At 70.9% G+C, this 26247-nt stretch carries 23 protein-coding genes and 1 riboswitch; of the genes, 16 read left to right on the top strand and 7 right to left on the bottom strand.

Going from position 1 to position 26247, the window contains the following annotated elements; genetic code table 11:
* Positions 1-22 precede the first annotated feature (22 nt).
* From hpnC to ABT123_RS18215, 8 genes are all read left to right on the top strand, one after another.
* Entirely contained in the window at positions 23-937 is a 915-nt protein-coding gene (hpnC, locus tag ABT123_RS18250; protein ID WP_351315309.1) for a squalene synthase HpnC, read from the top strand.
* Complete coding sequence (gene hpnD, locus ABT123_RS18245) at positions 934-1908, top strand: presqualene diphosphate synthase HpnD (protein WP_351315191.1); 975 nt, start codon at positions 934-936, stop codon at positions 1906-1908. The genes hpnC and hpnD overlap by 4 nt, the downstream gene beginning before the upstream one ends.
* A gap of 109 nt (positions 1909-2017) precedes the next feature.
* Positions 2018-3394: a hydroxysqualene dehydroxylase HpnE gene (hpnE, locus tag ABT123_RS18240; RefSeq protein ID WP_351315188.1), complete on the top strand. Its 1377-nt coding sequence runs from the start codon at positions 2018-2020 to the stop codon at positions 3392-3394.
* Positions 3391-4509, top strand: a complete 1119-nt coding sequence (locus ABT123_RS18235; protein ID WP_351315186.1) for a polyprenyl synthetase family protein — start codon at positions 3391-3393, stop codon at positions 4507-4509. The genes hpnE and ABT123_RS18235 overlap by 4 nt, the downstream gene beginning before the upstream one ends.
* Positions 4510-4634: 125 nt before the next feature.
* Positions 4635-6902 carry a squalene--hopene cyclase gene (gene shc, locus ABT123_RS18230; RefSeq protein WP_351315183.1) on the top strand — a complete coding sequence of 756 codons (2268 nt, stop codon included), beginning with the start codon at positions 4635-4637 and terminating at the stop codon, positions 6900-6902.
* Complete coding sequence (locus ABT123_RS18225) at positions 6902-7591, top strand: phosphorylase family protein (RefSeq protein ID WP_351315180.1); 690 nt, start codon at positions 6902-6904, stop codon at positions 7589-7591. Before shc ends, ABT123_RS18225 begins: the two co-directional genes overlap by 1 nt.
* Positions 7592-7596: 5 nt before the next feature.
* Entirely contained in the window at positions 7597-8625 is a 1029-nt protein-coding gene (gene hpnH, locus ABT123_RS18220) for an adenosyl-hopene transferase HpnH (protein WP_351315177.1), read from the top strand.
* A complete protein-coding gene (locus tag ABT123_RS18215) occupies positions 8622-10004 on the top strand; it encodes an aspartate aminotransferase family protein (RefSeq protein ID WP_351315174.1) in 1383 nt (460 codons plus the stop codon). The genes hpnH and ABT123_RS18215 overlap by 4 nt, the downstream gene beginning before the upstream one ends.
* A gap of 29 nt (positions 10005-10033) precedes the next feature.
* On the opposite strand, the gene ABT123_RS18210 is transcribed toward ABT123_RS18215, so the two are convergent.
* Positions 10034-10840 carry a tyrosine-protein phosphatase gene (locus ABT123_RS18210; protein WP_351315171.1) on the bottom strand — a complete coding sequence of 269 codons (807 nt, stop codon included), beginning with the start codon at positions 10838-10840 and terminating at the stop codon, positions 10034-10036.
* Positions 10841-11091: 251 nt separating this feature from the next.
* Positions 11092-11284, top strand: a riboswitch (cyclic di-AMP (ydaO/yuaA leader).
* A gap of 2 nt (positions 11285-11286) precedes the next feature.
* On the opposite strand from ABT123_RS18210, the gene ABT123_RS18205 reads away from it, so the two are divergent.
* The 4 genes from ABT123_RS18205 to ABT123_RS18190 all read left to right on the top strand — a co-directional run bounded on the left by ABT123_RS18205 (position 11287) and on the right by ABT123_RS18190 (position 16353).
* Complete coding sequence (locus ABT123_RS18205; RefSeq protein ID WP_351315168.1) at positions 11287-12357, top strand: M23 family metallopeptidase; 1071 nt, start codon at positions 11287-11289, stop codon at positions 12355-12357.
* A gap of 153 nt (positions 12358-12510) precedes the next feature.
* The gene (locus ABT123_RS18200) at positions 12511-13308 is read left to right on the top strand and encodes an SGNH/GDSL hydrolase family protein (RefSeq protein ID WP_351315165.1); all 798 of its coding nucleotides are present in this window, start codon (positions 12511-12513) and stop codon (positions 13306-13308) included.
* A 104-nt stretch (positions 13309-13412) separates the two neighbouring features.
* The gene (locus ABT123_RS18195; RefSeq protein ID WP_351315163.1) at positions 13413-14606 is read left to right on the top strand and encodes an MBL fold metallo-hydrolase; all 1194 of its coding nucleotides are present in this window, start codon (positions 13413-13415) and stop codon (positions 14604-14606) included.
* Positions 14607-15636: 1030 nt separating this feature from the next.
* Positions 15637-16353 carry a leucine-rich repeat domain-containing protein gene (locus tag ABT123_RS18190; protein WP_351315160.1) on the top strand — a complete coding sequence of 239 codons (717 nt, stop codon included), beginning with the start codon at positions 15637-15639 and terminating at the stop codon, positions 16351-16353.
* On the opposite strand, the gene ABT123_RS18185 is transcribed toward ABT123_RS18190, so the two are convergent.
* Both ABT123_RS18185 and ABT123_RS18180 read right to left on the bottom strand, forming a co-directional pair.
* The gene (locus tag ABT123_RS18185; RefSeq protein WP_351315157.1) at positions 16322-16576 is read right to left on the bottom strand and encodes a hypothetical protein; all 255 of its coding nucleotides are present in this window, start codon (positions 16574-16576) and stop codon (positions 16322-16324) included. The two genes, ABT123_RS18190 and ABT123_RS18185, sit on opposite strands and share 32 nt — an antisense overlap.
* 908 nt (positions 16577-17484) lie before the next feature.
* On the bottom strand, positions 17485-18135 hold the full coding sequence (locus ABT123_RS18180) for a TetR/AcrR family transcriptional regulator (RefSeq protein WP_351315155.1): 651 nt from the start codon (positions 18133-18135) through the stop codon (positions 17485-17487).
* 116 nt (positions 18136-18251) lie between these two features.
* Between ABT123_RS18180 and ABT123_RS18175 the strand changes: the two genes are divergently transcribed.
* Positions 18252-19685 (top strand): serine hydrolase domain-containing protein, encoded by a 1434-nt coding sequence (locus ABT123_RS18175; protein WP_351315153.1) that lies wholly within the window; start codon positions 18252-18254, stop codon positions 19683-19685.
* Between the two features lie 24 nt (positions 19686-19709).
* Positions 19710-20162: a hypothetical protein gene (locus tag ABT123_RS18170; RefSeq protein ID WP_351315150.1), complete on the top strand. Its 453-nt coding sequence runs from the start codon at positions 19710-19712 to the stop codon at positions 20160-20162.
* A gap of 69 nt (positions 20163-20231) precedes the next feature.
* On the opposite strand, the gene ABT123_RS18165 is transcribed toward ABT123_RS18170, so the two are convergent.
* Positions 20232-21260: a hemolysin family protein gene (locus ABT123_RS18165; protein WP_351315147.1), complete on the bottom strand. Its 1029-nt coding sequence runs from the start codon at positions 21258-21260 to the stop codon at positions 20232-20234.
* On the bottom strand, positions 21257-22588 hold the full coding sequence (locus ABT123_RS18160) for a hemolysin family protein (protein WP_351315145.1): 1332 nt from the start codon (positions 22586-22588) through the stop codon (positions 21257-21259). Before ABT123_RS18160 ends, ABT123_RS18165 begins: the two co-directional genes overlap by 4 nt.
* A 512-nt stretch (positions 22589-23100) precedes the next feature.
* Between ABT123_RS18160 and ABT123_RS18155 the strand changes: the two genes are divergently transcribed.
* Both ABT123_RS18155 and ABT123_RS18150 read left to right on the top strand, forming a co-directional pair.
* Positions 23101-24105 (top strand): sporulation protein, encoded by a 1005-nt coding sequence (locus ABT123_RS18155; protein WP_351315142.1) that lies wholly within the window; start codon positions 23101-23103, stop codon positions 24103-24105.
* A gap of 106 nt (positions 24106-24211) precedes the next feature.
* Positions 24212-24667, top strand: coding sequence for a tellurite resistance TerB family protein (locus tag ABT123_RS18150; protein WP_351315139.1), 456 nt, complete (start codon positions 24212-24214; stop codon positions 24665-24667).
* Between the two features lie 65 nt (positions 24668-24732).
* Here ABT123_RS18150 and ABT123_RS18145 read toward each other — a convergent pair whose 3' ends face one another.
* Positions 24733-25671 carry a M56 family metallopeptidase gene (locus ABT123_RS18145; RefSeq protein ID WP_351315136.1) on the bottom strand — a complete coding sequence of 313 codons (939 nt, stop codon included), beginning with the start codon at positions 25669-25671 and terminating at the stop codon, positions 24733-24735.
* Positions 25672-25675: 4 nt separating this feature from the next.
* Positions 25676-26086, bottom strand: a complete 411-nt coding sequence (locus ABT123_RS18140) for a BlaI/MecI/CopY family transcriptional regulator (RefSeq protein ID WP_351315133.1) — start codon at positions 26084-26086, stop codon at positions 25676-25678.
* Between the last annotated feature and the right edge of the window lie 161 nt (positions 26087-26247).

Raw genomic sequence — 26247 nt, 5'->3', positions numbered from 1 at the left:
GGCGGTGACCCAGGGAACCGGCATCCGGCCCGACGCCGACACGCAGGCCCACCACCGGGCCCACACCCGAGCCACCCTCGGCAAGGCCGCCGCGGAGAACTTCCCCGTGGCCCCCGCCTTCCTGCCGCGCGCCTGGCGCGACGGACTGACCGCCGTCTACGGCTACGCCCGGCTCGTCGACGACATCGGCGACGGCGACCTCGCCCCCGGCGGCCACGACGCGGCTCTGCTCGGCCTCGACCCGGCCGTCGAGGACCGGCTCGCCCTCCTCGACGCCTTCGAGGCCGACCTGCGGCGGGTCTTCGCCGGCACCCCGCGGCACCCCCTGCTCCAGGCCCTGCAGCCGGTGGTCCGGGCGCACGCCCTGACCCCCGAGCCGTTCCTCGGCCTCATCGAGGCCAACCGGCAGGACCAGCGGGTCAGCCGCTACGCCACCCACCAGGACCTGCTCGCCTACTGCGAACTCTCCGCCAACCCGGTCGGCCGCCTGGTGCTGTCGATCACCGGCACGGCCACCCCCGAACGGATCCGCCGCTCCGACGAGATCTGCACCGCCCTGCAGATCGTCGAACACCTCCAGGACGTCACCGAGGACCTCGGCCGCGACCGGATCTACCTGCCCGCCCGGGACATGGACCGCTTCCACGTCTGTGAAGCCGACCTGGCGGCCCCGACCGCCGGCGCCGCGGTGCGCAGCCTCGTCGCGTACGAGGCCGAACGCGCCCGGCATCTGCTGAATGAAGGCACCCCGCTCGTGGGTAGCGTGCACGGCAGACTCCGGCTGCTGCTCGCGGGCTTCGTGGGAGGAGGGCGCGCCGCGCTGAGAGCGATTTCGGCCGCCGGTTTCGACGTACTCCCCGGCCCGCCCAAACCCACCAAGACCGGCCTGCTCCGCGAGGTGGCCGCCGTCCTGCGCCCAGCGCCGAGAAAGGGGTGAGCCCGACCGTGGAGGGCCCCTCGCACGCCACCGTCCCCACCGCACCGGTCATCGCCGCCTACAGCTACTGCGAGGCCGTCACCGGCGCGCAGGCGCGGAACTTCGCGTACGGCATCAGGCTGCTGCCGACCGACAAGCGGCAGGCGATGTCGGCGCTGTACGCGTTCTCCCGGCGCGTCGACGACATCGGCGACGGCACGCTCCCGCCCGAGGCCAAGCTGACCCGGCTGGAGGAGACCCGGGCGGTGCTCGGCCGGATCCGGGAAGGCGCCGTCGAGGAGGACGACACCGATCCGGTCGCCGTCGCCCTCGCCCATGCCGCCCGCCGCTTCCCGATCCCCCTCGAAGGCCTCGACGAACTGATCGACGGGGTGCTGATGGACGTCCGCGGCGAAAGCTACGAGACCTGGGACGACCTCAAGACCTACTGCCGGTGCGTGGCCGGAGCCATCGGCCGGCTCTCGCTCGGCGTGTTCGGCACCGTGAACACCGGGGGCCTCGGCGCGCGCGATGCGGCGCGCGCCCCCGAGTACGCCGACACGCTGGGCCTCGCCCTCCAACTCACCAACATCCTCCGTGACGTCCGCGAGGACGCCGGCAACGGCCGCACCTACCTGCCCGCCGAGGACCTCGCCAAGTTCGGCTGCGCCGAGGGCTTCGGCTCCGGCCGGGCCCCCGCCGGCTCCGACTTCCCCGGCCTGGTCCACCACGAAGTCCGGCGCGCCCGGGCCCTGTTCGTCGAGGGCTACCGGCTGCTGCCGATGCTCGACCGGCGCAGCGGCGCCTGCGTGGCCGCCATGGCCGGGATCTACCGCCGCCTCCTCGACCGCATCGAACGCGAACCGTACGCCGTGCTGCGCGGCCGGGTCTCGCTCCCGGCCCGCGAGAAGGCGTACGTCGCCGTCCGGGGCCTCTCCGGACTCGACGCGCGCACCGTCTCCCGCCAGAGCACGAGAAGGCGGCCCCTGTGACGCCATACTGCGCAGCACGCGCAACCCCTGTCCGGGCGGGCGCGTCTTACCGGCCGGGGCACGCCCCGAGTGGCCGGTTTACGTACCAGCGGCCCGACAGGGAGGGCTCATGACCGCGCAGAACACCGCCGTGGTCGTCGGCGGCGGACTCGCCGGCGTCACCGCCGCACTGGAACTCGCCGACGCCGGCCTCCGGGTCACCCTGCTCGAGGGCCGGCCCCGGCTCGGCGGCCTCGCCTTCTCCTTCAAGCGCGGCGACCTCACCGTCGACAACGGCCAGCACGTCTACCTGCGCTGCTGCACCGCCTACCGGTGGTTCCTGGACCGGATCGACGGCACCGCGCTGGCCCCGCTCCAGGACCGGCTCGACGTCCCCGTGCTCGACGTGGCCCACCCCAAGGGACCCCGGCTGGGACGGCTGCGGCGCAGCGCGCTGCCGGTACCGCTGCACCTGGCCGGCGCGCTCGCCCGCTACCCGCACCTGTCGCTGGCCGAACGCGCCGCCGTCGGCCGGGCCGCCCTCGCACTGCGCCGGCTCGACCCCGCCGACCCCGCCCTGGACGGGGTCGACTTCGCGACCTGGCTCGGCCGCTACGGCCAGTCCCCGCGCGCCATCGAGGCCCTCTGGGACCTCGTCGGCATCGCCACCCTCAACGCCACCGCCGAGCAGTCCTCCCTGGGCCTCGCCGCCATGGTCTTCAAGACCGGCCTGCTGTCCGAACCCGGCGCCGCCGACATCGGCTGGGCCCGGGTCCCGCTCGGCGACCTCCACGACACCCTGGCCCGCAAGGCCCTGGACGCGGCCGGGGTACGGACCGAACTGCGCACCCGGGTCACCGCCATCTCCCGTACCGAGGACGGGAACTGGCGGGTCGACACCGAGGGCGAGAGCCTGGAGGCGGCCACCGTGGTCCTCGCCGTACCCCAGCGCGAGGCCCACGTACTGCTCCCGCAGGGCGCCCTCGACGACCGCGACAAGCTCCTCGACATCGGCACCGCACCCATCCTCAACGTGCACGTCGTCTACGACCGCAAGGTGCTCCGGCAGCCCTTCTTCGCCGCCCTCGGCTCCCCGGTGCAGTGGGTCTTCGACCGCACCGAGGCCTCCGGGCTCACCGACGGCGGACAGTACCTCGCCCTGTCCCAGTCGGTCGCGCAGGACGACATCGACGAACCCGTCACGGTGCTGCGCGAGAAGTACCTGCCCGAACTGGAGCGGCTGCTCCCGGCCGCGCGCGGCGCCAAGATCCGCGACTTCTTCGTCACCCGGGAGCGGACGGCGACGTTCGCCCCCACCCCCGGCGTCGGCCGGCTGCGCCCCGCCGCGCGCACCGATGCGCCCGGTCTCTACCTCGCGGGATCGTGGACGGCCACCGGCTGGCCCGCGACCATGGAGAGCGCCGTCCGGAGCGGCATCGTCGCGGCCCACGCCGCGCTCGCCGTGCTGGGCCGCCCCCGCGTGAACCCTCTGCAGGAGGCGGCATGACCCTCACCAGCACCACCGGCACAGCACGTACAGGAACCAGAGGAGAGCCAGTGAACCCGGGGAATCACACGGGCAACGTCGAGAAGGCGGACACGCTCGCGCTGCTGGAGCGCGGCCGTACGCTCTCGACGCCCGTGCTCCGCGCGGCCGTCGACCGGCTCGCACCACCCATGGACACCGTCGCCGCCTACCACTTCGGCTGGATCGACGCCCAGGGCAATCCGGCGGACGGGGACGGCGGCAAGGCCGTGCGCCCGGCGCTCGCCCTGCTGTCCGCGGAGGCCGCGGGGGTCCCGGCCGAAGTCGGCATCCCCGGCGCGGTCGCCGTGGAACTCGTGCACAACTTCTCGCTGCTGCACGACGACCTGATGGACGGCGACGAGCAGCGCCGGCACCGCGACACGGTGTGGAAGGTGCACGGCCCGGCCCAGGCCATCCTGGTCGGCGACGCCCTGTTCGCCCTCGCCAACGAGGTGCTGCTGGAACTCGGCACGGTCGAGGCGGGCCGCGCCACCCGCCGGCTGACCACCGCCACCCGCAAGCTCATCGACGGGCAGGCCCAGGACATCTCCTACGAGCACCGCGAGAGCGTCAGCGTCGAGGAATGCCTGGAGATGGAGGGCAACAAGACCGGCGCGCTGCTCGCCTGCGCGGTCTCCATCGGCGCGGTGCTCGGCGGGGCGGACGACCGTACCGCCGACAAGCTGGAGGAGTACGGCTACCACCTCGGCCTCGCCTTCCAGGCCGTCGACGACCTGCTCGGCATCTGGGGCGACCCGGACTCCACCGGCAAGCAGACCTGGAGCGACCTGCGGCAGCGCAAGAAGTCCCTGCCCGTGGTCGCGGCCCTCGCGGCCGGCGGCCCGGCCTCGGCCGAGCTCGCCGAGCTGCTCGCCGCGGACGCCAAGAGCAGCGACTTCGCGAACTTCTCGGAGGAGGAGTTCGCGCACCGTGCCGCACTCATCGAGCAGGCGGGCGGCCGGGCATGGACCGCCGAGGAGGCGCGCCGCCAGCACACGGTGGCCGTCAAGGCCCTGAGCGAGGTGGACATGCCGGAGCGGGTCCGCGAACAGCTCGTGGCGCTGGCCGACTTCGTCGTCGTACGCAAGAGGTGAACGCCACGCTCAAGCGGATATGAACCGCCAGTCGCCGGCCGGCCCGGCCCGACAGATCTCTGTCGGGCCGCGCCGGCCGACGGCAGACCCCAGCACAGCAGACGACACTGCACGAAGGGGAAGCCATGACAGCGACGACGGACGGTTCGGCCGGCCTCCCGGGCGGCGAACCGGACAGCGGAACCGGAGCGGAACTGCTCCGCCGGATCCCGGCCGGCCATGACGCGCCGCCACCGGAGTCCGCCAGCGGGGCCACCACGGCAGAGCCGGGCCCGGGCAGCACTCCCACGGGCCCGGCCGGCCCGACGCAGCCCGCCGGCTTCGCCGCCCCACCGGGGCCCGAGGCCGCCCTGGTCGCCGAGCCCGGACCGGCGCCGACACCAGGGGTGACCGTCGGCTTCGCCGGCGGGCGGTCGGGTGGCGTGGCCGTGGACCTGTTGCCGCGGCCGGACGGGCAGCCCGGGCGGACCGGGCGCGGCTCGGCCGAGGAGGCCGCCGTGCGGGCCACCGAGCACCTGCTCGCCCGGCAGCACCCGGACGGATGGTGGAAGGGCGACCTCCAGACCAACGTCACCATGGACGCCGAAGACCTGCTGCTGAGGCAGTTCCTCGGCATCCGGGACGAGGCCACAACCCGCGCCGCCGCCCGCTTCATCCGCGGCGAGCAGTGCGAGGACGGCACCTGGGCCACCTTCCACGGCGGACCCCCCGAACTCTCCGCCACCATCGAGGCGTACGTCGCCCTGCGCCTCGCTGGGGACGAGCCCGACGCCCCGCACATGGCCCGCGCCTCGGCCTGGATCCGGGCGCACGGCGGCCTTGCCGCAGCCCGGGTCTTCACCCGCATCTGGCTGGCCCTGTTCGGCTGGTGGAGCTGGGACCACCTGCCCCAACTCCCGCCCGAGCTGGTCTTCCTGCCCCCCTGGGTGCCGCTCAACATCTACGACTTCGGCTGCTGGGCCCGGCAGACCATCGTGCCGCTGACCGTGGTCTCCGCGAAGCGGCCGGTCCGGCCGGCCCCCTTCCGGCTGGACGAGCTGCACACCGACGCCCGCAACCCCCACCCGGCCCAGCCGCTCGCCCCGGTGGCCAGTTGGGAGGGCGCCTTCCAGCGCATGGACAAGGCCCTGCACCTGTACCACAAGGTGGCCCCGCGCCGGCTGCGCAGGGCGGCCATGGACTCCGCCGCCCGCTGGATCATCGAGCGGCAGGAGAACGACGGCTGCTGGGGCGGTATCCAGCCGCCCGCCGTGTACTCCGTCATCGCCCTGCACCTGCTCGGCTACGACCTCGGGCATCCGGTGATGAAGGCGGGCCTGGCCTCCCTCGACCGGTTCGCCGTCTGGCGCGAGGACGGTGCCCGCATGATCGAGGCCTGCCAGTCCCCGGTGTGGGACACCTGCCTCGCCGCCATCGCCCTGGCCGACGCGGGCCTGCGGCCCGATCACCCGGCGCTGGTCCGGGCCGCCGACTGGATGCTCGGCGAGGAGATCGCCCGTACCGGGGACTGGGCCGTGCGCCGCCCCCAACTCGCCCCCGGCGGCTGGGCGTTCGAGTTCCACAATGACACCTACCCCGATATCGACGACACCGCCGAGGTCGTCCTCGCCCTGCGCCGGATCGCCTACCCCGACCAGGCCAGGCTGGAGGGGGCCATCGCCCGCGGGGTGTCCTGGAACCTCGGCATGCAGTCGAAGAACGGGGCCTGGGGCGCCTTCGACGCCGACAACACCAGCCCCTTCCCCAACCGGCTGCCGTTCTGCGACTTCGGCGAGGTCATCGACCCGCCCTCCGCCGACGTCACCGCACACGTGGTGGAGATGCTCGCCGCCGAGGGCCGGGCGGGCGATCCCCGGACCTGGCGCGGCATCGCCTGGCTGCTCCGCGAACAGGAGGCCAACGGCTCCTGGTTCGGCCGCTGGGGCACCAACTACGTCTACGGCACCGGCTCGGTGGTGCCGGCCCTGACCGCCGCCGGGATCCCCGGCTCGCACCCGGCGGTCCGGCGGGCGGTGGCCTGGCTGGAATCCGTACAGAACGACGACGGCGGCTGGGGCGAGGACCAGCGGTCCTACCGGGACCCGGCCGGGTGGGCCGGCCGCGGCGCCTCCACCCCCTCGCAGACCGCCTGGGCGCTGCTCGCCCTGCTTGCGGCCGGCGAGCGCGAGGGCAAGGCGGTGGAACGCGGCATCCACCACCTGGTGGACACCCAGCGGGCGGACGGTTCCTGGGACGAGCCGTACTTCACCGGCACCGGATTCCCCTGGGACTTCTCCATCAACTACCACCTGTACCGACTGGTGTTCCCGCTCACCGCCCTCGGCCGGTACCTGTACGGGGACCCGTTCGAGGCCGGTGGCCGGGCCCTTCCGGCCCGGCCCGGAGGCAGCTGATGCCGCCCGCCCGGCCGGGACCGCCGCTGCTCGTCGCCTGCGCCCTCGGCATCGAGCGCCTCGCCCTGGGCCCGGTGGAGCGGGCCGGGGCCCCGCCCGGTCCGGTCACGGTCATCCGTACCGGCATGGGACCGCGCGCCGCCGAGCGCGCGGTGGACCGGGTGCTGGCCCGCCCCGGCATGGCCGGGGCGGCCGTGGTCGCCACCGGATTCTGTGCCGGCCTGGTCCCCGGCATGCACCCCGGGGACCTGGTGGTGGCCGAGGCGACCCGCGACCCCCGCGGGACCGTGCGCTGCGACGACACCGCGCTGCTCGCCGCGGCGCTGGCCCGGGCCCTGCCCGGCCGGACCGTCCACACCGGCCTCCTCACCGGCTCCGACCATGTCGTACGCGGCCACGAGCGCGCGGAGCTGCGGGCCGGCGGGGCCATCGCGGTCGACATGGAGTCGGCCGCCACGCTGTGGGCCGCCGCCCGGAACCGGAATCCGGGCGAGTCCCCGACGGGGGAGCTGCTCCGCCCCGCCGGAGGGCCACCGGTTGCGGCCGTCCGGGTGATCGTGGACGCTCCGGAGCACGAGCTCGTCCGTATCGGCACGGTCCGCGGTGGAATATCGGCCTTCCGTGTTCTCCGTGCCGTGTTGCCCGCATTCTTCGATTGGCACCACTCTTCGCTGCTCCCCAGGAGGTGAGCCAGATGGCCATGCCGCTGCGACAGTCCATCAGGGTCGGGACCTATCTCTTCGAACAGAAGCTCCGCAAGCGCGAGAAGTTCCCGCTCATCGTCGAGCTGGAGCCGCTCTTCGCCTGCAATCTGAAGTGCGAGGGCTGCGGCAAGATCCAGCACCCTGCCGGGGTGCTCAAGCAGCGGATGCCGGTCGCCCAGGCGGTCGGCGCCGTCCTGGAATCCGGCGCACCCATGGTGTCCATCGCCGGCGGTGAACCGCTGATGCACCCGCACATCGACGAGATCGTGCGCCAATTGGTGGCTCGCAGGAAGTACGTCTTCCTCTGCACCAATGCCATGCTGCTGCGCAAGAAGCTCGCGGACTTCACCCCCTCCCCGTACTTCGCGTTCGCCGTCCACATCGACGGGCTGCGGGAGAGGCACGACGAGTCGGTCGCCAAGGAAGGCGTATTCGACGAGGCGGTGGCGGCCATCAAGGAGGCCAAGAAGGCCGGCTTCCGGGTCACCACCAACTCGACCTTCTTCAACACCGACACCCCGCAGACCGTCATCGAGGTACTCAACTACCTCAACGACGAACTGCGCGTCGACGAAATGATGATCTCGCCCGCCTACGCCTATGAAAAGGCCCCCGACCAGGAACACTTCCTCGGCGTCGAACAGACCAGGGAACTCTTCCGCAAGGCGTTCGCAGGTGGCAACCGGCGCCGCTGGCGGCTCAACCACTCCCCGCTCTTCCTGGACTTCCTCGAAGGCCGGGCGGATTTCCCCTGCACTGCCTGGGCCATTCCGAATTACTCGCTGTTCGGCTGGCAGCGGCCCTGCTATCTGATGAGTGACGGGTACGTGCCGACGTACCGGGAGCTCATCGAGGACACCGACTGGGAGAAGTACGGCCGCGGGAAGGACCCGCGCTGCGCCAACTGCATGGCGCACTGCGGATACGAGCCCACCGCGGTCCTCGCCACCATGGGATCGCTGAAGGAGTCCCTGCGCGCCGCCCGCGAGACGGTCTCGGGGAACCGGGAGAAGTCGTGACCGAGTTCGACCTCCGGGCCCTGCTGGCCGAGCGCGGAGCGGAACGGTACGAGCTGCACACCCGCCACCTCAACCACCAGCTGCCCCGGATGCTGCACACCATCGGCTTCGACAAGGTCTACGTCCGGGCCGAGGGCGCGCACTTCTGGGACGCCGAGGGGAACGACTACCTCGACATGCTCGCCGGGTTCGGGGTGATGGGCCTGGGCCGGCACCATCCGGTCGTCCGGAAGGCGCTGCACGACGTCCTGGACGCCCAGCTGGCCGATCTGACCCGGTTCGACTGCCAGCCACTGCCCGGGCTGCTCGCCGAAAAGCTGCTCGCGCACAGCCCGCACCTGGACCGGGTCTTCTTCGGCAACAGCGGCACCGAGGCCGTGGAGACCGCGCTGAAATTCGCCCGGTACGTCACCGGCCGACCCAGAATCCTCTACTGCGCCCACGCCTTCCACGGGCTCACCACGGGCTCCCTCTCGGTCAACGGCGAGAACGGTTTCCGCGAGGGCTTCGCACCCCTGCTGCCGGACACCGCCGTCCCGCTCGGCGACCTGGCGGCGCTGGAGCGGGAACTGCGCAAGGGCGATGTGGCGGCCTTTGTGGTGGAGCCGATCCAGGGCAAGGGGGTGCACGAGACCCCGCCCGGCTTCCTGCGGGCGGCCGGGGAGCTGCTCCACCGGCACGGGGCGCTGCTCATCGCGGACGAGGTGCAGACCGGGCTCGGACGTACCGGAGATTTCTACGCGTACCAGCATGAAGGCGGCGTCGAGCCGGATCTGGTCTGCGTGGCGAAAGCCCTCTCGGGCGGGTACGTGCCGGTCGGGGCCACCCTCGGCAAGGACTGGATCTTCAAGAAGGTCTACTCCTCCATGGACCGGGTGCTGGTCCACTCGGCCAGCTTCGGCTCCAATGCGCAGGCCATGGCGGCGGGGCTCGCGGTCCTGTCGGTGCTGGAGCAGGAGGACCTGGTGGCCCGCGCCCGGGCGATGGGGGACCTGCTGCGCGGGCGGCTGGCCGCCCTGGTGGACGAGTACGAGCTGCTGCACGAGGTGCGGGGGCGCGGGCTGATGATCGGCATCGAGTTCGGCCGGCCGTCCTCGCTGGGCCTGCGCAGCCGGTGGACCATGCTGCAGGCGGCCCGCAAGGGCCTGTTCGCGCAGATGGTGGTGGTGCCGCTGCTGCAGCGGCACCGGATCCTCACGCAGGTCTCCGGGGACCACCTGGAGGTGATCAAGCTGATCCCGCCGCTGGTCGTGGACGAGCAGGACGTGGACCGGTTCGTGACCGCCTTCCGGGCGGTCATGGACGAGGCGCACGGCGGCGGCGGCCTGATGTGGGACTTCGGCCGGACCCTGGTGAAGCAGGCCGTCGCCAACCGCTGACGGCCTGCTTCGGGCACGGCTGGTTTCGGCTAGTCGAGGAGTCGTTCGCGCAGGCGGTCGAGGGTCTCGGGGCTGAGCCCGAGGCCCTCGGCCAGGTACGCCGGGACGCTGCCCCAGGTCTCCCCGATGGTGTCGAAGGCCGCCTCCAGGTACTCGGCGCGGGCGTCGAACAGCGGGGCGAGCAGGGCCATCACCTCGGGGGAGCGGGCTTCCGCGGAGTCGCTGCTGCGGCGGACCCGGTAGCGGCGGTGCGGCGCGTTGGACTCCAGGTAGTCCGCCAGGATCGCCTCCCGCTCCACACCGAGCGCGAGCAGGGTGACGGCGATGGAGAGCCCGGCGCGGTCCTTGCCGGCGGCGCAGTGCATCAGGGCCGGCACGCTGTCCTCGGCCAGGGCGTGCACCACCCGGCTGTGCTCGGCGGTGCGGGTCCGGATGATCTCCCGGTAGGACCGGGTCATCCGGGCCGCCGCCCGGCCCTCGCCCAGCAGTCCTCGGAGCTGCTCGAGGTCGCCGTCGCGGACCATCTTCCAGAACTCCTTGCCGTCCGCCGGGTCGGAGAGAGGAATGCCGACATTCCGGACACCCGGCAGGGTGACGTCGGGTCCCTCCAAGGCGTGGTCGGCGGAGTTCCGGAAGTCGAAGATGGTGTGCAGTCCGAGCGAGGCGAGAAACTCTGCGTCGGTTTCGGTGGCATGTGCGAGATGTCCGCTTCGGAACAGAACTCCCGATCTGACCTGTCGCCCATCCGAGGTCGACAAACCGCCCACATCACGGAAGTTGCGCACTCCGGACAGTTCGGGCTCAGTGGACGAATGGTGGGGTATCTGTTGCGTCACGGGAACTCCTCCGCGTCGGTGATGCCTCGTGAGCAGGATCATACGGTGACGTTGAGTGGCGGCTCGGCGTGGCCGAATTGCCTTGCCCGAACGGGTGTTGCCGGTCCGGAATGGACAGAGGGTGACGGGAATTCCGGTGATCCATCACTTTCATGATTCCTACCGCAAATTCATGGCTTGTTCTGTGCGCCCGAATTGGAATACGGTCACGACCGATCCGGGTGGAACGCCGAATCCTGCCGCCTCCCGGAAAACCGCACCCGACCATTCACGTGCGCGGCAGGAGCGGGGGAACCAGGTAAGCCGCTGTTCCGGATCTTTGTGCCGGGACGGCTCGGGGTGAAGCCGTACACCCGATGTACATGTGATGTGCATCGGATGTACTGCCGGACATCTCCAGTCCGAACCCGACAGCTCACCTCGCAGGCGACGGAGAGGAATTCGCCATGCCTGCAAAGGGTAAGCACCGCCGTCCCAAGTCCAGCCCGATAGCCCGCGGTTTCGTCGCGGCCGGCACCGGCGGTGCGGCCCTCGCGCTCCCGCTGCTGGGTGCCACCGGCGCGAACGCCGCCGAACTCCCCGTCACCCAGGCCCCCACCGCGCTGGCGGCCCAGAGCGCCGCCCGGGTCGCCGTCCAGACGCAGATCCAGTCCCTGGCCGTGCCGGCCGCCGCCCCCAAGGCGGTCCAGCTTCCCTCCGTCTACACCGTGGTCTCCGGCGACTGCCTCTCGGACATCGCCCAGGACCGGCAGGTCGGCGGCGGCTGGAAGCAGCTGTACGACAACAACCGCGAGGCGGTCGGTTCCGACCCGTCGATGATCCACCCGGGCCTGAAGCTGAAGGTCGGCGCCCCGGGCCAGGGCCAGGGTGCGGCCCAGGCCGCCGCCGAGGCTCCCGCCGACGCCCAGGCCGCGCAGGAGCAGCCTGCCGAGGCCGCGCCGGCCCCCGAGCAGCCTGCCGAGGTCGCCCCCGCCCCCGAGCAGGCAGCCCCCGCCCCCGAGCAGGCGGCCCCGGCCCAGGAGCAGGCGGCCCCGGCCCCGGCGCCCGAGCAGGAGCCCGCCCCGGCCGGGAACTCTGCCGCTGACACGAAGTCCTCCGGTGCGGCCACCGCCGGCGGCTTCGTCGCCCCGGTCACCGCCCGCGTCTCCACCCCGTACAAGGCCAGCGGGGCCATGTGGTCCAGCGGCATGCACTCCGGCGTGGACTTCGCCGCGACGGCCGGCACCAGCGTGAAGGCGGTCGGCGCCGGCACCGTGGTCTCGGCCGGCTGGGCCGGTTCGTACGGCAACGAGGTCATCATCAAGCACGCCGACGGCCACTACTCGCAGTACGGCCACATGTCGCAGCTCTCGGTCTCGGTCGGCCAGAGCGTCACCGCCGGCCAGCAGGTGGGCCTCGTCGGCTCCACCGGCAACTCCACCGGCCCGCACCTGCACTTCGAGATCCGCACCGGGAAGAACTACGGCTCGGACATCAACCCGCTGAGCTACCTCCGCTCGAAGGGTGTGAGCGTCTGACGGACTGAAGTCCGCCAGTAGGCCGGGGCCGGGAATCCGAGGGGGATTCCCGGCCCCGGCGGTATTCCTCGCGGGCGGGTGGCAAAGATCACGGTCCGTCAACCCCTGGCTACGGTCGCGTAGGTCACAGGTGTCGGGGAAAGATAAGCCGACGTGGCAGGCGACGACGATACGACGAACTCGACATTCCAGACCATTGGCTCATACGCGGCGATCGGTGACAGCTTTACCGAAGGTGTGGGGGACCCGGGACCGGGGGACACCTTCGTCGGCTGGGCCGACCGGCTGGCCGTCCTGCTGGCCGACCGCCGCGAGGAGCACGACTTCCGGTACGCCAACCTCGCCGTGCGGGGGCGGCTGCTCGACCAGATCGTGGCCGAGCAGGTACCGCGGGCCAAGGAGCTCGCACCCGACCTGGTGACCTTCTGCGCCGGCGGGAACGACATCATCCGGCCCGGCAGCGACCCCGACGACGTGGCCGAACGCTTCGAGGCGGCGGTCGCCGACCTCACCCGGGCCGTCGGCCTGGTCATGATCACCACCGGCTTCGACACCCGCGGCGTGCCCGTGCTCCGGCACCTGAGGGGCAAGGTGGCCACGTACACCGCACACGTCCGGGCCATCGCCGACCGGTACGACTGCCCGGTGCTCGACCTCTGGTCGCTGAAGTCCGTACAGGACCGGCGGGCCTGGGACGACGACCGGCTGCACCTCTCACCCGAAGGCCACACCCGGGTCGCCCTGCGGGCCGGCCAGGTACTCGGCCTCGAGGTGCCCGCCGATCCCGACCAGCCCTGGCCGCCGCTGAGGCCGCGCGGCTCCGCGGAGGTCACCCGGGACAACATCCAGTGGGCGCGCGAACACCTGGTCCCGTGGATCGGGCGGCGGCTGCGCGGGGAGTCCTCCGGAGACCATGTGGAGCCCAAGCGCCCGGACCTGCTTCCCCTGTGACTGAGGGGACGGGCGCCGGGAGCGGAATCCTTCGGCCTCGGTGTGCGTTGGGAAGGGCAGACACCTAGTACACCGTCCCTACCACCACCGTCCCAGGAGGCGCCTTGACCGGCTCCCGTCCCTTGCGTCAGCAGCTGCGTGAGCTGCGGTCCGAAGCCTTCGGCGCGGACCCGTCCGGCGAGCGGATGGAGCGGATCCGCCGCTCGCCGAACTTCGCGGACGGCGTCTTCCAGAACCCGGTCGGGGCGCGTACCAGGCCGTCCGGCTCCAAACGCGAGTTCGCGAAGATCTACTTCCACAAGGAGCAGCGCCTCCGCCGCAGCCCGGGCGCGCCCATCCCGGTCCATCCGACCACCCTGGCCGACCTGGCGAAACCGCCGGTCAGCGGCCTGCGGCTGACCTGGATGGGCCACTCCAGCGTGCTCGCGGAGATCGACGGGCGCCGGGTGCTGTTCGACCCGGTCTGGGGAGAGCGGTGCTCTCCCTTCCCCTTCGCCGGCCCCAAGCGGCTGCACCCGGTGCCGGTGCCGCTGGCCGTGCTGGGTCCGGTCGACGCGGTGGTGATCTCGCACGACCACTACGACCACCTCGACCTGCCCACGATCAAGGCCCTGGCCGGCACGGACACCGTCTTCGCGGTGCCGCTGGGCGTCGGCGCGCACCTGGAGCGCTGGGGCGTGTCCGAGGACCGGATCCGCGAGCTGGACTGGAACGAGACCACCAGGATCGCCGGCCTCTCGCTCACCGCCACTCCGGCCCGCCACTTCTGCGGGCGCGGCCTGCGCAACCAGCAGCACACCCTCTGGGCCTCCTGGGCGGTCGCGGGCGAGGAGCACCGGATCTTCCACAGCGGGGACACCGGCTACTTCCCCGGCTTCAAGGAGATCGGCGCCGCGCACGGCCCCTTCGACGCCACGATGATCCAGATCGGCGCCTACAGCGAGTACTGGCCGGACATCCACATGACCCCGGAGGAGGGCATGCGCGCCCACCTCGACCTCCAGGGCGGGACCCCGCACGGAGTGATGCTGCCGATCCACTGGGGCACCTTCAACCTCTCCCCCCACGCCTGGGCGGAGCCGGGGGAGTGGACGGTAGACGCCGCCGAAGAGGCCGGCCAGCCGGTGGCGCTCCCGCGTCCCGGCGAGCCCTTCGAGCCTGCCGGAACGCTGCCCGTGGATCCCTGGTGGCGCCCGGTCTCCCGTCCGATCGCCCACCCGTGGCGTCGCCCGAAGCCGGTGGCTCTCCCGTCGAGCGACGCCCGGGCCGGAGACCTCGACCTTGCCGGCGAGCGGTGACGCCGGAAGCGGAGCTGGAACAAGTTGCCCGGTTATGGGTCAGGCTGGCGCCGGAGGACCGCGAGCGGGCCGTCCATAGACGGGCCTCCTCGCACTGAGCCGCAGGAGCGGTCTCGACGTTTCAGGCCCTTGCCCACCTCGAACGGATCGTCTCGTGTCGTCGTACGCGCGCGGATCGTGCGTACGACGGCGGGCGGGCCGGCACTTGGTGATCATCCCGGTCCCGGTGCGTGAGCCGTTCTGAGCGGGCGCCCAAGGGCTCCGGCTGCCTCTGGGTGGCCGTCTTGTGGGTTGTCCGCAAGGGCTGACCGCTGGCCCTGGCCCGAGACTTGGCCGACGGCGCCGATCCCAGCTGCTGCATCTGCGTCTTCGATCTGTTCTCGATGACCCACCACGTGGAGTGCGTGGCGATCCTTGAGCCCACCGAAAAGGGCCTCTGACCTGCGGTTTCGGTGAGTGTGCGTTATGTGCAATACGTGCGTTACGGGCGATATCTTGACGCAAATCTGACGCACGTGACGCACGCGTGACGCACGCCGGACGGATATTCTGACGGGCAGTCACGCAGGGAGCCGCCTCCGGAAGCGGGCTGTGTTGCCCGCTGGGGGAGGTGGCTTTCGCGTGGCTGGACAGTGCGCCCCTCGCTCCGTCGGCGTCCAGCACGGTCTCTCAGCCCAGTAACGTTCTGTAGTCGAACTGGCTGGCGGGGTGCCGGCGGGGCGCGGTCGGAAACAGTCTCGGACCCGGCGGCCGACCCGCCTGCTACGACCTCCACGCGGTCCGCGAGCCCCGGGCGCTCGATCGCCCTGGTCCGCTGGTGGCCCTTCGCCGACGACCGTCATGGTCAGCGGACGGAGCGGCTCGCGCGGCGACTCTAACCCGCCTCCAGCAGCGCAAGATGCTCAAGCGTCAGATGTTTGGCCGCGCCGGCTTCCAACTCCGTCGGAAACGCGTTCTGCTTGCCTGAAGCCGGCGGCACCGAACATAAGCTACGACAGCGATGCCGATCAGCCCTGGAAGGGATGACCGCGTGACAACGACGCTCAACCTGTGGAAGCACAAGCTCGGGGTACTGCCAGAGTCGTTATGGCAGCGGACCGAACTCCAGGTGCTGATCCTTGCGGACAATGAGTTGAAACACATCTCCCCACAGATCAGACGGCTACGGCATCTGCACACACTGGACCTGGGGCACAACGAGCTTGCCTCGGTACCAGATGGACTCACCGAGCTGCCCCTCACCGAGTATCTCTATCTGCACGACAACCAGCTGAAGGAGCTTCCCCCATCCTTGGGGCGGCTTAGCGGACTCCGCTACCTCAATGTCGGCGAGAACCATCTCACCAGTCTCCCGGAGACCACCGCCGCAATGACCGGGCTGGTGGAGCTTCGTGCCCAGTGCAATCACCTGGCCGCGCTGCCTGGCACCATCGGTCGGCTTCGCAACCTCCGCGAGCTATGGCTACGTGGCAACGCGCTGAGGTGCCTACCGGAATCCGTCGCCGACCTGGCCGAACTGCGTCACCTTGACCTCCGGGAAAACGCACTGGCGGAATTCCCGGAGCCCCTGGCGGGGCTCCCACTGCTCCGCCACCTCGACCTACGGAGCAACCACCTCAGCAGTCTGCCGGACTGGCTGGCCGGACTGCCCTCACTCGAAAAACTAGACCTCCGCTGGAACAATATTGAGCCCGAGACAGGTCTAATCGACCTCCTCAGACAACGGGGTTGCGTCGTCTTGACGTAGGAACCGTCTGCTCCTCGTGCCGGGTGAGGAGAGCGGTGATGCCCGTCTCCATCGCCACCAGGTCCGGGGTGTCACCGGCCATGAGTTGAGGGAAGAACGCCTCCGACATGTAGGTGACGAGTTGTCCCGACACCTCCAGCGGCTCGATCGTGTGGTGGAAGTCGGGCCGGTCCTCGTTGTCGGTGATCGCATCGACGGCTTCCGACTGCCGGGCGACAGCCACCTCGAAGGCCTACGGATAGTCCGCGTTCCCGATCCCCCGAACGGCGGTATGCCACAGCAGCGGAGTCAGCGCCCGCTGGTCGATCGTGGAGGAGGCCACCAGCGGCCCCAGCGCCTGCTCCGGTTAACCCAGCCTGATCGAGGAACGGGCACAGTCAGGGGATGAAGGTCGTACAGACGCTGCTCGGCCACTTCTCCCTCACCATCACCTCGGACACGTACACCAGCGTCCTGCCCGAGGTCGCGCGGATGGCTGCCGGGGCCGCGGTGAGGCTGGTCCCGCGGCAGGCCGTTCGTACCGCCGGGCTCACCTCGGGCTCACATCAGACCACCGGACGCCCCAGGCACGGCAAAGCGCCCCACCCGAAGACGGCGGTGACTCGAACCGACAACCAACGGATTAAAAGTCCCGGCAAGATCGTGCCGGAGCATTCCGCTCCGTCCACCGAGGTCCGGCAATGCCTGGTCAGAGCGCTGCACTGTGCCGTCTCATCCGCTCCAGACCGGCCCGTTCCAGCACGTCCGCTCACGCATCCGGCGTCGCTGACCTGGGCTCTCGTGCCCCTTGTCGTGACAGGGGGCGAGATGAGGGGGTGTCCCTGACGGGCGTTTTCCTCATCAGGGGGCGCACAAGAGTTTGTGACGGTACGTCGACCGCCGTGTCGAGTCGGTGGGTGTGCGCTTCACGCGCCCTTCAGCGCAAGCATCGTCGTGCGGCTTCTGTGAAGCCGTCGTGAAGTGCCAGGGCGAGTGCCCGCAGGCGTCCGTCTCAGCCACCCAGCGCAGCAGCGCTGACCACGCCGGTTCGGCAAGCGGCTGATCCCGAAGGGCCCGGCGATTGACCCCCATCCGCGCCGCGGGAGCAGGAGCCTGGTGTGCTGATCGACGAGTTGATCGGCCTGGGCGGGCCTACGTCGGGCGCTCGCCGGGGGCCCGACGGCGGAGGCGGCATTGGCCGGAGAAGACGGTGGCGAGGTGGTCGCCGAGGGCGGCGAGGGCTGCGGCGGGCGGCATCCCGGCGGGGTCGGCGTAGAGGTGGGCGGTGAGGCCCTCGGCGTACGCCGCGATACGTGCCGCCTCTCGCGCCGAGTCGGTCTCCGGGGCGACCTCGCCGCACTCCTTGGCATTGGTGAGCGCCTGTACGAGAAGGGCGCGCGTGCGGTTCAGGGCGGCGACCTTGACCTCGCTGAGCCGGGGCTCGTCGGCCGCGCGGCCGGTGAAGGCGAGCGCGACCCGCCATTCCTGCCGGCGCTCGTCGTCCAGCGGCATGCTCTCCGACAGCGCGTCGAGGACGATGTGCTCGATGCGTGTACCGATGGATTCGGAGCGCGCGATCAGGGCGGTCACCCGGTGCTCGATCCGCTCCAGGACGTGGCCGTAGGTGAACAGCAGCATCTCGTCCTTGTTGCGGAAGTAGTGCTGGACGAGCCCGACCGAAATCCCCGCCTCGGCGGCGGTCCTGGCGACGGTCACACCTGTCAGGCCCTCGGCGGCGATGAGCCGCCGCACCGCGGCGGCGACTTGGAGGCGGCGTTCGTCATGGTCGGCAACACGAGGCATGGCTTAACCATATAGCCGTACGGTAACGTCATAACCGTACGGTCGTATGGTTATGGAGGTGGGGCGTGCGACGTTTGAGCGCAGTGGGTCTGGTGACCCTCTTATTCCTGGGAGTTGTGGGAGTTGTACGACCTGCCACTGCGGCCGACCGGGCACAGGGCGACTTCACCCGGGTCGATGCGTACATACAGGAGCAGAGGGAGCGCACTCGCGCGCCCGGTCTGGCGTACGCCGTCATCAGCGCCGACCAGGTGGTGCATCAGCGCACGTGGGGACGGGACGGGAACGGGACGCCTGTCACGCCCCGGACCCCGTTCCTCATCGGCTCGGTGTCCAAGCCGGTCACCGCCATGGCTGTCATGCGGCTGGCCGAGGAAGGCAGGATCGCCCTGGACGGGCCGGTGCGTGAGCACCTGCCCTGGTTCACGCCCTCGGGTGACGGCGGCGAACGCATCACCGTGCGCCAACTGCTCACCCACACCAGCGGGATCTCCGAGCGCGATGGCTATCTCCGATCCGACCGCTACGACAATGAGCCCGGCGGCATCCTGCGGCTGGCGCGCAGTCTGGCCGATGTCCGGCTGAACGCCCTCCCGGGCGAGCGGCACGAGTACAGCGACGCCAACTACATGCTGCTCGCCGCCGTGGTCGAGCAGGTCACCGGGCGCCCCTTCGGCGACCACCTGCGCGATTCCGTCCTCCAACCGCTGGGCATGACCGGGGCGATCACCGACGCCCGGACCGCCGAGAACGCGGGCCTGGCCCCCGGCCACCGGTACTCCTTCGGCCGCCCGCAGGCTTACGCCCCGCCCTTCGACACGTCCGGCGTGCCGTACGGATACCTCGGCATGAGCATCGAGGACCTGAGCCGCTTCGCCATCGCCCAACTCGGCAGCCCGCAGACCGTGGTGTCCCAGGACGGGATACGCCAGATGCACACGGGGACCGCACCCGTGCGCGACGCCCACCGGTACGGGCTCGGCTGGCGCGACGACGCCTTCGACGACCTGGGCGTGCGCACCGTCTGGCACGCCGGCGCGACCCCCGGCTACCACAGCATCCTGATCCTCGCGCCTGAGAAGAAGCTCGCGGTGGTCGTGGAGCAGAACATCTACGGCACCCAGAACGACGAGCTGCTCAACGCCACAGCCTTCGGAGCACTGCGCATCCTGCTCGGCGCCGAGCCGCAACCAGCTGATGAGGACCCGCTGCTCGGCCGCATGCTGACCGCTCTGGCCGCCGTCACCACCGTGCTGGGGGCAGGGGTCGCATGGTCCTTGTTCCGCCTGGTCCGGCCGCCAGGCGTGCCAAGGAAGGTGAGCAGGCGCCGAGCTCTTGCGGGAGGCGTAACGGCGGTGGCGGCATGTCTGCTGCTGGCCGCTGCGGCCTATGCCGTGCTTCCAGGCCAGGTGGCCACAGACCTGCGCCAGATCCTGCTCTTCGCGCCCGACGCCGGGCGGCTGATCATCGCGGTATCCGCACTCGCACTCGCCCTCGCGGTGCTTCGTGCCGCAGTCACAGTCCGCTCGGTGAGGCAGAGCACGAGGTAGGCGCTCAGGGAGCAGCTGCCTCTTGTGTCCCTGCTGGCCGTACGCGATGAGCTGGGCTTTCCATCGGGCGGGGAAGGATATCGGCGCCTGGTTGATCACCATGTCTGTGCTGGTCGGGCTGCTGGTTTTCGGGATCTCGTTTGGTATCTACGTTCACTCCAGCCCTCTGTTGAAGCGGGGCGTGCGAACTTCTGCCGTCTGTGTGAACGTGGCCAGGTCGCGCCGGGTTCGAAGCTGCTGCTGGAGTACACGCCCCCGAGCGGTCCCGCGAGGCAGTACACCGTGGGCCCCTTCGTGTTACCGCCCGTGCGGGTCGGGGGCCGTCTCGATGTGATCTACGATCCGAAGCGCCTGCAGGAGGTGAGCCTCCCGGAGCATCTTCCCAAGAGCACGCGCGGGGTGGTCATCACCATGGCCGTATCCGGCGCAGTGCTCGCGGTGTGCGCGGTGCGGATCGTGATTGCCGTACGGGGCTGAGCGCGAGGGCGAGACAGGCCGATGGCCGACACCCCATCGGGTGTCGGCCATCGCGCTGCTCGGTCCGGGTCAGGAATCGGGATCGTGGGCGGCGCCGACGAGTTCCTCCAGGAGGTCTTCCATTGTGACGAAGCCGACCACCGCGCCGGTGGCCGCTGCGACGGCAGCCAGGTGAGTGCCCGCGTCGCGCATCGCGGTCATGGTGTCGTCGAGCGGGGTGTCGAGGGCGACCGTGGTGACGGGGCGCATGGCGCTGCGGGGGAAGGGGGCGGAGCGGTCGCCTGCGGCCAGGGCGTCCTTGATGTGCAGGTAGCCCAGGATCTCCCGGCCCGCGGGTCCGATGACGGGGAGGCGGGAGTAGCCGTGGTCGGCGGCGGTGCGTTCCAGGCGTCGGGGGGTGATGTCGCAGGGGACGGTCACCACCTTGTCGAGCGGGACCATCACCTCGCCGACGGGGCGGGTGCCGAGTTCGAGGGCGTCCTGGAGGCGTTCGCTGTCTCCAGGGGCGAGGAGGCCCGCGGCGCTGGAGTCCTTGACGAGGCGGGCGAGTTCGTCGTCGGTGAAGACGGAGCCGACCTCGTCCTTCGGTTCGACCTTCAGCAGCCGCAGCAGGGCGTTGGCGAAGGCGTTGATGCCGAAAACGAACGGGCGCAGGGTCCGGGTGAGGGCGACCAGCGGCGGGCCGAGGAGCAGGGCGGTCGGCGCCGGGGCGGCGAGCGCGATGTTCTTGGGGATCATCTCGCCGACGAGCATGTGCAGGTACGTCGCCAGGGTGAGCGCGATGACGAAGGCGATCGGGTGGATCAGCGCCTCGGGCACCCCGATGGCGTGGAACGGCGGTTCCAGCAGGTGGGCGATGGCCGGCTCGGCGACCGCGCCGAGCACCAGGGAGGAGACGGTGATGCCGAGCTGGGCGGTGGCCATCATCGCGGAGAGGTGTTCGATGCCCCAGAGGGTGGTCTTCGCCCGGAGGTTGCCCTTCGCCGCGGCCGGTTCGATCTGGCTGCGGCGTACGGAGATCAGCGCGAACTCGGCGCCGACGAAGAAGGCGTTGGTGATCAGGGTGAAGGCGCCGATCAGCAGCTGGATCGCGGTCATCGGGCCTGCTCCTCATCGGCGGCGGAGATCGCGGGCGCCGTGATCGACACACGGTCGGCGCGGTGGTGGTCTATGTCGAGTACGGACAGCTCCCAGCCGTCCACCTCCACGGTGTCGCCCTCGACGGGGATGCGCTCCAGGCTTGTGGCGATCAGCCCGGCAAGGGTTTCGTACGGGCCTTCGGGCGCGGCCAGGCCGATCTCCTCCAGCTCGTCGAGGCGGACGCTGCCGTCGGCCTCCCAGACCTTGCGGCCGTCCTCGTCGGGGCCTTCGATGAGGTCGGGTGCCTCGATCGGGTCGTGCTCGTCGCGCACCTCGCCGACGACCTCCTCGACGATGTCCTCGATGGTGGCGACACCGGCGGTGCCGCCGTACTCGTCGATGATCACGGCCATGGTGCGGGCCTTGCGCAGCCGCCCGAGGAGGGTGTCGACGGGCAGGGAGTGGGGCTCCAGCAGCGCCGAGGTCATCAGGTCGGCGACCGAGGTCACCGAACGCTTGTCCTCATCGAGATCGAGGACGTCACGGATGTGGATGGTGCCGACGACGTCGTCGAGCGTGTCGCGGTAGACGGGGAAGCGGGAGATGCCGGTGGCCAGGGTCAGGTTCGCGGCGTCGGCCGCGGTCGCGTGGAGTTCCAGGGCCTGGACGTCGATGCGTGGGGTCATGACGTTCTCGGCGGTCAGTTCGGCCAGGCGCAGCGACTTCACGAACAGCTCGGCGGAGTCCGCCTCGATCGCGCCGGCGCGGGCGGAGTGCCGGGCGAGTGCCACCAGCTCTTCGGGCGTACGGGCGGAGGCCAGCTCCTCGGCCGGCTCCAGGCCGAAGCGCCGTACGAGGTGGTTGGCGGTGTTGTTCAGGTGCCGGATCAGCGGGGCGAACGCGGCCGTGAAGCCGCGCTGCGGGCCGGCGACGATCTTGGCCACGGCCAGCGGCCGGGAGATCGCCCAGTTCTTGGGTACCAGTTCGCCGACCACCATCAGGACGACGGTGGAGATCGCGACGCCCAGCAGCGTCGCTGTGGTCGACACGGCCCCGGCGGGCAGGCCGATGGCCTCAAGCGGGCCGCGTAGCAGCGCCGAGACGGACGGCTCGGCCAGCATGCCGATGACCAGAGAGGTCACGGTGATGCCCAGTTGGGCACCGGACAGCTGGAAGGTGAGGCGCTTGGCGGCCTTCAGGGCGCCTTCGGCGCCGCGTTCACCGGCGGCGGCGGCCCGTTCGAGTTCGCTGCGCTCGACGGTGGTGAGCGAGAACTCGGCTGCGACGAACACCGCGCACGCCAGCGTCAGGGCAAGCGCAAGAAGGAGCAGCAGGACTTCGGTCACCGTGCCACCCCCGCTCCCGGCGCGATCATCTGCGGGCAGGGCGTGGCACGGCTCGTACTGGGAGGTTCACCCATTGCGGGTCTGCTGCTCCTTCTGCACTCGGCGGCACCGTCTCCGGTCCGCGGATGGGTTCTGGGGATTGTCCCCGACTTCATCGTAAAGGGCTCGTAAAGTCCCCGGCGACGCGGGAGGGATTCGTCGGCCTATCGCTCCGGAGTCGGGGGGTGCATTTTCCGGACTTTCTCCTCCAGGGCCCCTTGGTTGTTGCCCCTGTGCAACGTTCCGCCCTTATGCTTGTTTCTACAGTCATGTAGAAACGTGGCGGCGACCGCACTGGAGGACTGCCGTGGCTTCGATCGACCTCGCCGATCTGAAGTACGTCCGCTGGGCCCAGGCGCCGGCCGCGCTGGACACCTCCGCCAAGTAACGCTGATTCGTGGGTCGGTGCCTCCCCGCAGCGGGAGTGCGCCGGCTCACGGCCCGAACGCACAGATGAAGGAGTGGACGCCATCATGGTGTTCAAGAAGTTGCTCGGCTCGCTCGGTGTGGGCGGTCCGACCGTGGACACGGTCCTGGATCCGGTCTCCGCCGTGCCCGGCGGCACCCTCAGCGGCGAGGTCCGCCTCCATGGCGGCAAGGCCGACTTCGCCATCGAGCACATCACCCTGGAGCTCGTCGCCCGGGTAGAGGCCGAGCACGACGACGGCGAGTCGCACGGCGTGGTCGTCTTCGACCGGTTCACCGTCGGCGGCGGCTTCCGCCTCGCCGAGGACGAGCGACACGCCGTCCCCTTCGCCGTGACGCTGCCGTGGGAGACGCCGGTCACCGAGCTGTACGGACAGGCCCTCGGCATCGTCCTCGGCGTACGGACGGAGCTGTCGGTCGCGGGCGCCAAGGACAGCGGCGACCTCGACCCGCTCACCGTACGGCCGCTGCCCGCCCAGGAGGCGGTCCTGGAGGCCCTCGGCCAGCTCGGCTTCGGCTTCAAGTCGGCCGACCTGGAGCTGGGGCACATCCGCGGCACCGGCCAGCAGCTGCCCTTCTACCAGGAGCTGGAACTCACCCCGCCCGCGCGATACGCGCACCAGGTCAACGAGATCGAGGTGACCTTCCTCGCCGACGCTGCGGGCCTGGAGGTCGTACTCGAAGCCGACAAGCGCGGCGGCCTCTTCTCCGAGGGCCACGACGCCCTCTCCCGCCACAGGATCGACCACTCCGAGGTCCCGCACCGGGACTGGAACTCCGAGGTCGACGCCTGGATCCGGCAGCTGATCGACCACCGCGCGGGGCACGGCTCGCATGAGACCCCGTACGGGCAGGGCGGCGGTCACGGGCACGGAGACGGCCACCACGGCCACCGCTCCGGCCCGGGCATGGGAACCGTCGTCGCCGCCGGTGCGGCCGGCCTCGCGGTCGGTGTCGTCGGAGGGATGGTCGCCGCCGAAGTGGTGGACGAGGTCGGCGACTTCTTCGAGGAAGACGAGGAAGGTGCCGAGGAGGGTGACGACGAGAGCTGAGGCTCTCTCACTTCCACCTGGCAGCTTCTGCGGAAATATAGCAATTCCGGCGTTCGGCCAGGCTCGTCCGGACCGGATCCGCCAACTCGACACAGATGGAGTTCTCGTGGCCCTGTGGGACCGCCTCAAGGAATCCGCATCGACGATGCAGACCCAGCTCATGGCGAAGAAGAACGAACTGACCAGCGGCGCCTTCCGTGACGCGTCGATGGCCATGTGCGCCCTGGTCGCCGCCGCCGACGGCACGGTCGACGCCTCCGAGCGGCAGCGCGTGACCCAGCTGATCACGACCAACGAGGTGCTGCAGAACTTCGACGCCACCGACCTCCAGCGGCGCTTCGAGGCCAACCTCGACAAGCTGGCCGCCGACTTCGCCCTCGGCAAGGTCAGCGTGATGCAGGAGATCGCCAAGGCGAAGAAGAAGCCCGCCGAGGCCCGCGCCGTCGTCCAGATCGGCATCGTCATCGGCGGCGCCGACGGCGACTTCGACAAGTCCGAGCAGGCCATCGTCCGCGAGGCCTGCTACGCCCTCGACCTCCCGCCCCACGAGTTCGACCTCTGAGCCGAACGGGACCAGGCCGGGGCCGCTCGATCAGCGACCCCGGCCTTCGGCCTCCCGGGCACCGGTCACAGCGGAGTCGCGGCGTGCAGGATAAAGAACAAGGTGACCGCCGAGTTCGCCGAGGACAGTGCCGAGATGGTGGTCCCGGCAGCGGCTCCCCAGGCGGCGAGACCCGCGGCGGTGAAGGCAGGCGGCCACAGGCGTGCTGCCGGGGCCGGCCCCAGCAGCGCGGCCACCCGTCGAGGTACAGGGCCCACGGTGGCCGCGAAGCCCGCGAGCGTCGCGATCGGGGCGCCGCGGGAGACCAGCGCGGCCTTGCCCACCGCCCGCGCGACGGTGCGCCGGCTGCCGACGCGGGCAGCCGCCTCCTCGTCCGCCCACCGCTCGGCGGTGTACGTCACGGCGGTCCGCAGTGACCGCAGGAACGGGTTCGCCCGCGCGGCCAGCTGTACGGCCAGCAGGAACCGGTGGTGCTGACCTGCGAGGTGGGCGCGTTCATGGGCGAACAGGGCCCGGCGCTCGGGTGCGCTGAGCGCCCCCAGCATTCCGGTCGTGGCCACGATCCTGCCGGTCCCCCGCCTGCCCGGCAGGGCGTACGCGTACGGGGCTTCGTCGGGCAGGACGACCACGGGCGTGGCGGGCAGCCCTGCCAGCGCCTGCTCGGCGCGCAGACACACCCGGTGGTGTTGCCAGGCTGCCCGCGCGCACGAGGCGATCACTGCGATCAGCGCGGGGATGGCGACCTTGCCGGCGATCTCGTCGTACGGCACCGCCGCGCGCACCTCGGGATCCGACCAGCCGTCCGGCAGCGGGTTGCCCGGCAGCTGCGCGGTACCGACCACGACCAGCAGCGCGAGACACAGCGTGCTGCACACGGCAAGCACGGCGGCGACCGCGGTCAGCAGCCAGGTGGCGGCGCGCGGGTGGAGGTGGTGCTCGGCGAGGCGGGCGATGGGCCAGGCGGTCAAGGGCAGGACGAGCGGCAGGAAGACGAAGACCCCCATTGCGTCAGCGTTCCCCTTCTCCTTCTTCCGTCGTCTGCCCCAGCAGGTCCCGCAGCACCCTCTCGTCGCCGGGCGACAGGGCGGTGACGAAGCTGGCCAGCACGGCCTCCCGGTCCGACTCGGCGTCCAGCACCTTGCGCATGCGCAGCGCGGCGAGACCGGCCTCGTCCGCGACCGGAGTCCACTCGAAGGACCGGCCCGCCCGCTTGCGGCTGACGGCGCCCTTGGCGTGCAGACGGGTCAGGATGGTCATCACCGTGGTGTACGCGAGCCCGCTTCCCAGGTGCTCCTGGACCCAGCCCGCGTTGGCCGGCCCCGGAGCCCGGTGCAGCGCGGCCAGCACCTGGGCCTCCAACTCGCCCTGTCCCCGGCGCCGGGAGGGCTCGTCGGCGCTGCTGTCGATCTGGTCCGTCATGCCGTCAACCTCCCGTGGCCCGGCCCCGTCTACCTCCACGGGGCGGTTCATCGTACTGATGGGGGTCCGCGGCAGAGCACGGCCGCGCCCTCGCGACCCGCCCCAACTTCTACATTAATGTAGTTTTCGGTTTCTGCTACTCGGCTACCCGGCTTCGGCCA

It is taken from the genome of Streptomyces sp. NPDC002054 (genome assembly GCF_040296685.1).
Taxonomy (GTDB): domain Bacteria; phylum Actinomycetota; class Actinomycetes; order Streptomycetales; family Streptomycetaceae; genus Streptomyces.
This window is presented reverse-complemented; position numbering and strand designations above follow the sequence as displayed.

What these genes read in the sequence shown, in the direction of transcription:
- hpnE (WP_351315188.1), top strand. Translation starts at nt 2,018, where the DNA reads ATGACCGCGCAGAACACCGCCGTGGTCGTCGGCGGCGGACTCGCCGGC.
- ABT123_RS18235 (WP_351315186.1), top strand. Translation starts at nt 3,391, where the DNA reads ATGACCCTCACCAGCACCACCGGCACAGCACGTACAGGAACCAGAGGA.
- shc (WP_351315183.1), top strand. Translation starts at nt 4,635, where the DNA reads ATGACAGCGACGACGGACGGTTCGGCCGGCCTCCCGGGCGGCGAACCG.
- ABT123_RS18225 (WP_351315180.1), top strand. Translation starts at nt 6,902, where the DNA reads ATGCCGCCCGCCCGGCCGGGACCGCCGCTGCTCGTCGCCTGCGCCCTC.
- hpnH (WP_351315177.1), top strand. Translation starts at nt 7,597, where the DNA reads ATGGCCATGCCGCTGCGACAGTCCATCAGGGTCGGGACCTATCTCTTC.
- ABT123_RS18205 (WP_351315168.1), top strand. Translation starts at nt 11,287, where the DNA reads ATGCCTGCAAAGGGTAAGCACCGCCGTCCCAAGTCCAGCCCGATAGCC.
- ABT123_RS18180 (WP_351315155.1), bottom strand. Translation starts at nt 18,135, where the DNA reads ATGCCTCGTGTTGCCGACCATGACGAACGCCGCCTCCAAGTCGCCGCC.
- ABT123_RS18165 (WP_351315147.1), bottom strand. Translation starts at nt 21,260, where the DNA reads ATGACCGCGATCCAGCTGCTGATCGGCGCCTTCACCCTGATCACCAAC.
- ABT123_RS18155 (WP_351315142.1), top strand. Translation starts at nt 23,101, where the DNA reads ATGGTGTTCAAGAAGTTGCTCGGCTCGCTCGGTGTGGGCGGTCCGACC.
- ABT123_RS18145 (WP_351315136.1), bottom strand. Translation starts at nt 25,671, where the DNA reads ATGGGGGTCTTCGTCTTCCTGCCGCTCGTCCTGCCCTTGACCGCCTGG.
- ABT123_RS18140 (WP_351315133.1), bottom strand. Translation starts at nt 26,086, where the DNA reads ATGACGGACCAGATCGACAGCAGCGCCGACGAGCCCTCCCGGCGCCGG.